Below are 7813 nucleotides of genomic sequence, written 5' to 3' on the forward strand. Positions count from 1 at the left end.
GCTTTCTTGATCGCAGACATGTCAAGATCCTCGATGCAGATGATGTCATAGTGGGTTACAAGGCGGTATGACAGCTTATGGAGGAAGTCGGCCCGCTGGTGCTTGGCTTTCGCATGGAGTTTCGCGATCTTCTTAAGCTGTTTCGTATAGTTCCTGGAATCCTTTTCCATCCGGGACAGCTTCCGCTGTTCCCGGGCGATCTTACGTTCCAGTTTCCGGTATGGCTTGGGGTATGCCGGCGTGTCCCCGTTGGAATCCACATATAGCTCCGGCAGGGACATATCAAGCCCGATAACATCCCAGTCCCTTTCCCCTTTCCCCGCTGCCTTTTTTGGGACCTCCTGTTTTGGGTACTCAAAGAGCAGGGAGAAATACCACCGGCCGTCCGGTTCCCGGGTCACGGTACAGTTTTTGAGCAGCCCGCCTTCCCGGACCCTGCGGTGGACCCGAAGGCGCACCGGATCTTTGACCTTCGGGAGTTTTAACAGACAGCCGGTCAGCCGCAGGTTTGGCTGTTTCCGGTTGGAGAGGTTCGTCGTGTACGCATCCGGGCAGGCATGCTTCTTCTTAAACCTCGGGAAGCCTTTCTCCCCGGAAAAGAATCCCTCTACCGCCCGCTGGAAGTTCCGCTGTACATTGGCAAGGGCCAGGGAATCCATCCCTTTCAACCAGGCAAGGTCCGGTTCCCCCTTGTAGGAGGCAGGGGTACGGATTGGCGCAGACTGCCCCGTTTCCTTATAGCTGTCCTTCCAGTCAGCGAGCATCCGGTTCCATAAGAACCGGGCAGAGCCTATGAACTGAGAAAGGAGGTGTGCCTGCCCCTGGGATGGGAAGCCCTCAAACCGGTAGGCCCGCTGTTCCACAGCGGCTGCTTTCTCCTTATCCATTTGTCCGGCGAACTTCTTCCCCATAAGATACCCTCCTTGTCACTGCCGCTGCCGCTGGCAGTGTTTCTGGCGTTCGATATACTGCAGGACATTCTCCTGTCCTTGCGTGGATATATTTACTCATGGAATAACTGTATCAGGAACTGGGATCCGGTCGCTTTCATCCCGGATACAAGTAACCGGGAATTCCCGCTCTTATTCTTAAATGAATTTGGAATAAAGAATGGCGTGATGGTCAGTGAAAAAGCGAACCATGCCTGGAATGTTGTGCGTATTGGTGGGCGATGGTATCATCTGGACGCTACATGGGGAGATATGGAGCAATATGGTATTGATCATGATTATTTTTTAATACCTGAAAGAAAATTATTCCGTATAGATAAAAACAGGAAAGATATGGTCTATTATGGGCATTTTGGCGTCTCATATAAACCAACTAAAAAAGGAAAAACTGGATTTTGGAAGCATTCGCAGGCGTCATATTATAAAAAAAAGAAGTAAAGAAAAGGCGGGACATCCCGTCTTTTCTCGTTCATTTACATCCACACACCTTTGATTGCAGGGAAAAAAGAAATAGAACTCATTTTGTATATTATTTTCATAGAGGGAAGAGAGAACGTTATGTCTTGCAGATGCAAATCACACAAGCGTGAGACTGCAAATATACAAGGAAGGAGGGAGTGCCGTGAAAGTACTGGTTGATGGGGATTCCTGCGGGATCATTGGTCAAATTGAGAGGATTGCAAATAGATACGGGGTGCCTGTCATTATCTTTGCTGATATGCAGCGTTCTATCCATAGTGAGTATAGCTCTGTACATTATGTGCTGCCAGAGAAAGATGCCGCCGATAAAGCAATCATCGACGATCTGGATAAGAATGATATTGTTGTTACCGCAGATTACGCCCTGGCTGCACTGGTATTGGCAAAATGCGGGAAATGCATCCATCCCCATGGCTTTGTTTATACCGACGGCAATATCCTTTCTTTGCTGACAAAACGTTATATGATAAGGAAAATGCTCCAAAAATATCCCAGAAGGAAGATCAAAGGTTATGATGTAGGACCTAAAATGCGTTGTAACTTTAACCGGAGCTTCCCCTTATTGCTAGAAGAAACAATTAAAAAAAAACAAAGTACATACGAGGAGGAAGAAAAATGCGAAAAAGCAATAAAAACGGGATCAAAGATTTTTTAACTTTTATGGAATATATAGACCAGGGAATGGAACATAAGGTAGAGGTTGCGAAGATTTTGGTAAAACAGTTGGAGGAGATTGCGCTAGGCGCAGGACTCAAAGACATTGATTTTTCTGTTTCAATGGATAGCCTTCCTGAGTTTTTATTATTAGAGATTTCCCATGATTTGGACACAGACGGAATGGTCCCACTCCTTTCGTTTTTCGGGGAAAAAGAAGGGTATCTTTATACGATTTCATTTTTTGTGGATGATGGAGATGATATTGTCGCATCCTTAGATAGGATGACGGGAGAAGGAAGATTGGAATATTGTGATTTAAACACCGGGGAATGGCATCCGGATAGGGAACTGACAGAGTTTCAGAAGGAAGTTATTGGGGAAGGGGACAATATAGAGGAAGACGTTTTGTATCTGTTGTCCAACATCACAGGTCAAATGCCTGTTGATGATAAATTATATAAGTCCGTATTAGAAAAGAATGGAGAGATTTTGGATCTTTACGAAGATGCGCTTTCATATCTTTCGTTAGAACTGAGTACGAAAGATCTCCCGGAGCTTATCCTGTTGCCAAAAAACCCGGAAGTGCTGCCCGGTTTAGCTGTCCGCGTAGATGATGGTATGTACCAGCTTTGTTTTGTGCAGGTAAGCCAGGACGCAGATGGTACGATCCATAAAGATTACGTGGTGGTTGGGGATACCGATGATGAAGAAGAAATGCTCGAGAGCATTATCTTTATGTTAGACCATTATGAAGACAAGGCAGTTTTTATTTTTCCGCTGTCGCCTCGTACTTATGCCCGCGTAGATGCTTACACAGGTGCGTATGAATTCTGTAATATGTATGACCAGGCGCCGGAAGAACATGAATTAGATTGTTTTTATACGTTTTTAGAAAAAAGCGGGATCACACAGGATATTTCCTGTAACTAGGGAAATTTTGCTGAACTACACTGATCTTAACCGTATGGAATTCCATACGGTTAGGTTCATCGGTTTGTGAAAATATACGAGGAATGAGAAAGATGATCAAGATATATCTTCTGACAAAAGAATGTACACAAAAGGGGCAATATGATTACGAACCGCTGCGATTTTACTTTAGCCCTAAGAAAGCGCAGCGGGCTTTCCGGCGGCAATGCAAGGGGATCAAAGAAGGAGAACAGAAAAAAGATTGGGTCTGGCAATCCAGAGATGATGCAGATAGTAAAAAGATCTGTATCAAAGAGATCAAGCTTTCTACAGATACCGTACCAGAGAAGATATATGTCAGCAGGAAGACAACTTACGTAGATGGGCAGAGAGTTTCTTTAGAAATCGTTTCACTGAAAAAGGAGGACGTATCCAGTAAAGAAACCATATGCGGGGAATTTGAAAAAAGCTGGTTGGAACCGGCATACTTTCTTGTGACACTCCTGCTCCTGCCATCCTTGTACATAGCCTCTATTGTCTATCCCGTAGCAGCAGCTTATATATTCGCTGTTTGGGGAGCATTCATGGCGTATGCGATCGGATATGTGTTCTATCTGCTCCAAAGCCATTATGTAGAAAAAAAGGTGAGTTATGCCCTATGTAGAAGAAAAAATGTGAGGTGATGTTATGTTAAGTTGTACACTGTTTATCATAGGCGTTATCGCAGGCGGCTTTGTTGATTATCTAATCGGCGCCGGCGTGACAGTGAAGAACACAAACATCCAGTTTGTGGCACCAGCATCGAACGGGAAGAAGAGTGCGGATATCAAGAGATGCCAGCTGCTCTATAGCTCATTGAATAGAGGATGGAGTTTAAAAGAATGTACACCCGCATTCACCCCCGCCTGATCCGTAGGTCAGACGGGGTACCCTGCGGATTACATGGAGGAGTGAGAAAAATATTAGAAAATAATTCTTTATATAACGAAGATTGTCTGTTCCTGATGGACTACATCGATGATAAATCCGTAGATTGTATTATTGCAGATATGCCATATGAACAGACCGCACAAAATGAATGGGATATCATTATCCCATTTGAGCCGATGTGGGAACAGTATAGCCGGATCATTAAAGATAACGGAGCAATCCTCCTGTTTGCTAATGGGATGTTCACTGCAAGATTAATATGCAGCAACCCTGGTATGTGGCGATATAACCTCGTTTGGGAAAAAACACAGCCCAGCGGATTTCTAAATGCAGGGAGAATGCCGTTGCGGGCGCACGAAGATATCTGTGTTTTTTACAAAAAATTGCCTGTATACCATCCACAAATGGTTGACGGAGTAAGGAAAATATCGACAGCGGAGCATAAGCGTAATTCAAAAAAGGGAACGGATTACGGAGACTATCAGTTTTCCAGCTATGATTCAGATAAAAGATATCCGAGATCTGTTTTGAAATTTCCAAAAGATACCCAGAAATCGGCAATTCATCCTACACAGAAACCGGTTGCGCTGATCGAGTATCTGATCCGTACCTATACGGACCCGGGAAACCTTATCTTGGATCCATGTGCAGGGAGCATGACCACAGCAATTGCGGCATACAAAACTGGTAGGAAATACATATGCATTGAAAAAGATCAAAAAAATTTCCAAAAAGGATGTAACCGGATCTGGGAATATATCCAAGACCAAAGCCTGTGAAAACACAGGATTTTTTTTAATACAAAAATATCTCTAATGATTATCCATATTGAGTTTGTAAAAAAATCAAAAGAAGGAGGATAAAACAATTGATTAATGGAGAATTACTGGTAGACAATTTTGCCGGCGGCGGTGGGGCGTCCACGGGCATTGAGATGGCAACCGGGTGTAGTGTCGATATCGCTATCAACCATGACCCAGAAGCGATCCGGATGCATATGGCGAATCATCCGTATACAAAGCATTATTGTGAATCAGTCTGGAATGTGGATCCGGTCAAAATCTGCAATGGGCATCCAGTGGGATTAGCTTGGTTTTCGCCAGACTGTAAGCATTATTCCCGTGCAAGAGGAGGAAAACCCAGAGATAAGAACATACGCGGATTAGCATGGATTGCCTGCCGCTGGGCGGGGACAGTCCGGCCAAGGGTCATTATATTAGAAAATGTAACAGAGTTTACAACATGGGGACCTTTGAATCGATCCCATCGCCCGATCAAAAAGAAAGAAGGCGTCACTTTTAAAAAGTTTGTGTCGCAATTAGAAGCTTTGGGATATTCCGTTGACTGCAAAGAATTAATAGCGGCTGATTATGGAACGCCAACTATGCGGAAGAGATTCTTTTTGATTGCAAGATGTGATGGAAAATCAATCATCTGGCCAGAGCCGACGCATGCCCCCAAAAACAGCCGTGAAGTGGCCGCAGGTGTGAAACAGCCCTATGTTGGAGCATATACACAGATTGACTTTACTCGTCCATGCCCATCTATTTTTGACACATCAGAAGAAATCAAAGCAAAATACGGGATCCGGGCCGTCCGTCCATTGGCAGAGAATACAATGCGACGGATAGCAAGAGGAATTGTGAGGTTTATCCTGGAAAATCCCAAGCCATTTATCATCCAATGTAATCATGGTGGTAAGCGCCGCCCGGATGATATAGAAGAGCCGTTGCCGACTATCACTAGCAAACATGGTTACGGGATCGTCTTGCCAATTTTGTCTCCGTGCTGTGACAATCAGCAAAAAATAGCCGTGTTCATACACAAGTATTACGGAGGCGGCTATAAAGGACATGGCGCAGCCGCAGATGGGCCGCTGCCGACCATAACGGCATTTGACCATAATAGTATTATTGCAACGAAATTGGTTCGGGAAGAAGCTATCGGTAAGCATGATCGTGAAATTTATGCTTTTTTGATGAAATATTATGGAACCGGAACCGGACAAAGTTTGGAACTTCCTATAGACACCATCACATCCCACGATCGGTTTGCGGTTGTTCAGGTTGAAGGAGTCAATTACCGGATTGTAGATATTGGCCTTCGGATGCTGGAACCGCAGGAATTATATGGCTGCCAGGGATTTCCTGCCGATTATATCATAGACAGAGATTATCATGGAAAGTCATATAGCCGTGCAGAACAAGTACAACGATGCGGCAATGCGGTTTGTCCGCCAGTAGCAGAAGCGCTTGTCAGGGTAAATGTCCCTGAGTTATGTGTTTCAAAAAGGAAACCAATTTGCCGTCCAGACCGGCTTCAGGAAGAGGCGGCCGGTCAATTAAAATTTGCGTAAAAAAAGAAAAAAGGAGTGCTTTTATGATTTTAGCGTTTTTAGGCATAGCAGCATTGATCATCGGAGGTTTGCGGGCCATAATTACTTTTAATACATCGCCGTTTACTATCGGAGAATTTATATTATTAATTTGCTTCAGTATAGCTCTTTTTGTTCCTATACCAGAAAATATATATTTGGTAGATAAAGTTGAAACAGAAAATATAACTCTCTTAGATGATAGCCAATATTATGAAATAGCACAAGATGATGGCGGTTGGAATATCCAATATGCTGTTGATGCTCCAGGAACAGGAAGAATATTAAAAACGATTGAGACTGAAAAAATACATGTTAATGAGACTACTGGTTCTCCATACCTTGTTATCAACAGAAAAGAGCCTGCTCCATTTATCCGTTTATTTTTTCTTTGCGGAGAGATGCCATTTTATCCGAAGTTAAATGCCGGTGTAAAGTCTGTTGAAATTTATGTTCCATAGAAAACTGGAAAAGCAAATCTTATATAAGAAGAAAAACAGGAGGTAAAAATGGAAATTATCAGAGGAAAAGCAATCTTTCCAGAAAATATCTCAATAATTGAGATGGATGCGTTTTCTCAACGTTTCGATCTCATAGAGGCCAATATTCCGGAAGGAGTCAAGATTATTGAAAAGGGGGCTTTTGCCAGCAGCGGATTAGAAAAAGTTTCATTACCAAGGACTTTGGAAAAAATAGAGGCTTACGCTTTTGTAGGATGCCGGCGGCTAACAACTATCACTATCCCAGACGATGTTGCTGTTAATGAATTGGCTTTTTACGGATGCAATAACTTGACAAGTATCTGTTGGCATGGAGAACTCATTCGTGTCGCATGCAGGAATGGGCTTATCGTCAAGGAAACAGCAATTCCTAAATTAAATAAATACTGGAATTTGTTCGATGTATTGTTGATGACCTGCACGTGGGGAATGAATTGCGTTGCTGTGATTTCTGTTTTCCTCATACTGGTTAGTTTTACGGATATCATATCAGGTACATATCATCTGTGTTTAGCCCTAGGATTCTTAATCATGGATAATATCTTTTTTTTTACGAGGTTGTCTATTAGAAAGATATTATCAAACTGGATATGTGTATTTCAAAACAATAAAGATGAGGAATAGAAGGCAAAAGTCAATAACCCCGCCTGATTTGCCTCGTCACAAATGAGAAAGAAAAAAGGAGGTTTTAAGAATAAGAGCGGGAATTCCCGGTTACTTGTATCCGGGATGAAAGCGACCGGATCCCAGCATCTATATGTAAGATCTGATATAGTTCTGTTTTCCCGTTTGTCCGTTGACTGTAGTATACCTATATGATATAGTTATCCTATGAGTAAATATATTCACGCAAGGACTTGCGTTTACAATCTGAACTACCATATCGTATGGTGTGTGAAATACCCAGGAAGGTCTTAGATGAGGAGATCAGATCCCGTCTATATGGGATCATCCAGGAGATCGCCCAAGAGAAAGGGTTCCACGTTGCCACATGTAAGGTAGGTGATATGGAC

The 7813-nt window shown here is 43.2% G+C and carries 10 protein-coding genes; 9 read left to right on the forward strand and 1 reads right to left on the reverse strand.

What is annotated here, in order from left to right; genetic code table 11:
- On the reverse strand, positions 1–911 hold a 911-nt coding region (locus B5F87_RS19825; protein ID WP_087284274.1), incomplete at its 3' end, for an RNA-guided endonuclease TnpB family protein.
- 78 nt (positions 912–989) lie between these two features.
- Here B5F87_RS19825 and B5F87_RS19830 point away from each other — a divergent pair.
- The 9 genes from B5F87_RS19830 to B5F87_RS19870 all read left to right on the forward strand — a co-directional run bounded on the left by B5F87_RS19830 (position 990) and on the right by B5F87_RS19870 (position 7424).
- The gene (locus tag B5F87_RS19830) at positions 990–1388 is read left to right on the forward strand and encodes a hypothetical protein (RefSeq protein WP_143405305.1); all 399 of its coding nucleotides are present in this window, start codon (positions 990–992) and stop codon (positions 1386–1388) included.
- Positions 1389–1572: 184 nt separating this feature from the next.
- A complete protein-coding gene (locus B5F87_RS19835; RefSeq protein ID WP_158097118.1) occupies positions 1573–2085 on the forward strand; it encodes a DUF188 domain-containing protein in 513 nt (170 codons plus the stop codon).
- Entirely contained in the window at positions 2046–3017 is a 972-nt protein-coding gene (locus B5F87_RS19840) for a hypothetical protein (protein WP_087284283.1), read from the forward strand. Before B5F87_RS19835 ends, B5F87_RS19840 begins: the two co-directional genes overlap by 40 nt.
- Before the next feature lie 92 nt (positions 3018–3109).
- Positions 3110–3679, forward strand: a complete 570-nt coding sequence (locus B5F87_RS19845; protein WP_087284286.1) for a hypothetical protein — start codon at positions 3110–3112, stop codon at positions 3677–3679.
- Between the two features lie 4 nt (positions 3680–3683).
- Positions 3684–3905, forward strand: coding sequence for a hypothetical protein (locus B5F87_RS19850; RefSeq protein ID WP_087284289.1), 222 nt, complete (start codon positions 3684–3686; stop codon positions 3903–3905).
- A 41-nt stretch (positions 3906–3946) separates the two neighbouring features.
- On the forward strand, positions 3947–4705 hold the full coding sequence (locus B5F87_RS19855) for a site-specific DNA-methyltransferase (protein WP_242964606.1): 759 nt from the start codon (positions 3947–3949) through the stop codon (positions 4703–4705).
- 89 nt (positions 4706–4794) lie between these two features.
- On the forward strand, positions 4795–6282 hold the full coding sequence (locus B5F87_RS19860) for a DNA cytosine methyltransferase (RefSeq protein ID WP_275532344.1): 1488 nt from the start codon (positions 4795–4797) through the stop codon (positions 6280–6282).
- Positions 6283–6305: 23 nt separating this feature from the next.
- Positions 6306–6761, forward strand: a complete 456-nt coding sequence (locus B5F87_RS19865) for a hypothetical protein (protein WP_087284295.1) — start codon at positions 6306–6308, stop codon at positions 6759–6761.
- A 48-nt stretch (positions 6762–6809) separates the two neighbouring features.
- Complete coding sequence (locus B5F87_RS19870) at positions 6810–7424, forward strand: leucine-rich repeat domain-containing protein (protein WP_087284298.1); 615 nt, start codon at positions 6810–6812, stop codon at positions 7422–7424.
- Positions 7425–7813 lie beyond the last annotated feature (389 nt).

It is taken from the genome of Eubacterium sp. An3 (assembly GCF_002159465.1).
Lineage (GTDB): Bacteria > Bacillota > Clostridia > Lachnospirales > Lachnospiraceae > Anaerobutyricum > Anaerobutyricum stercoris.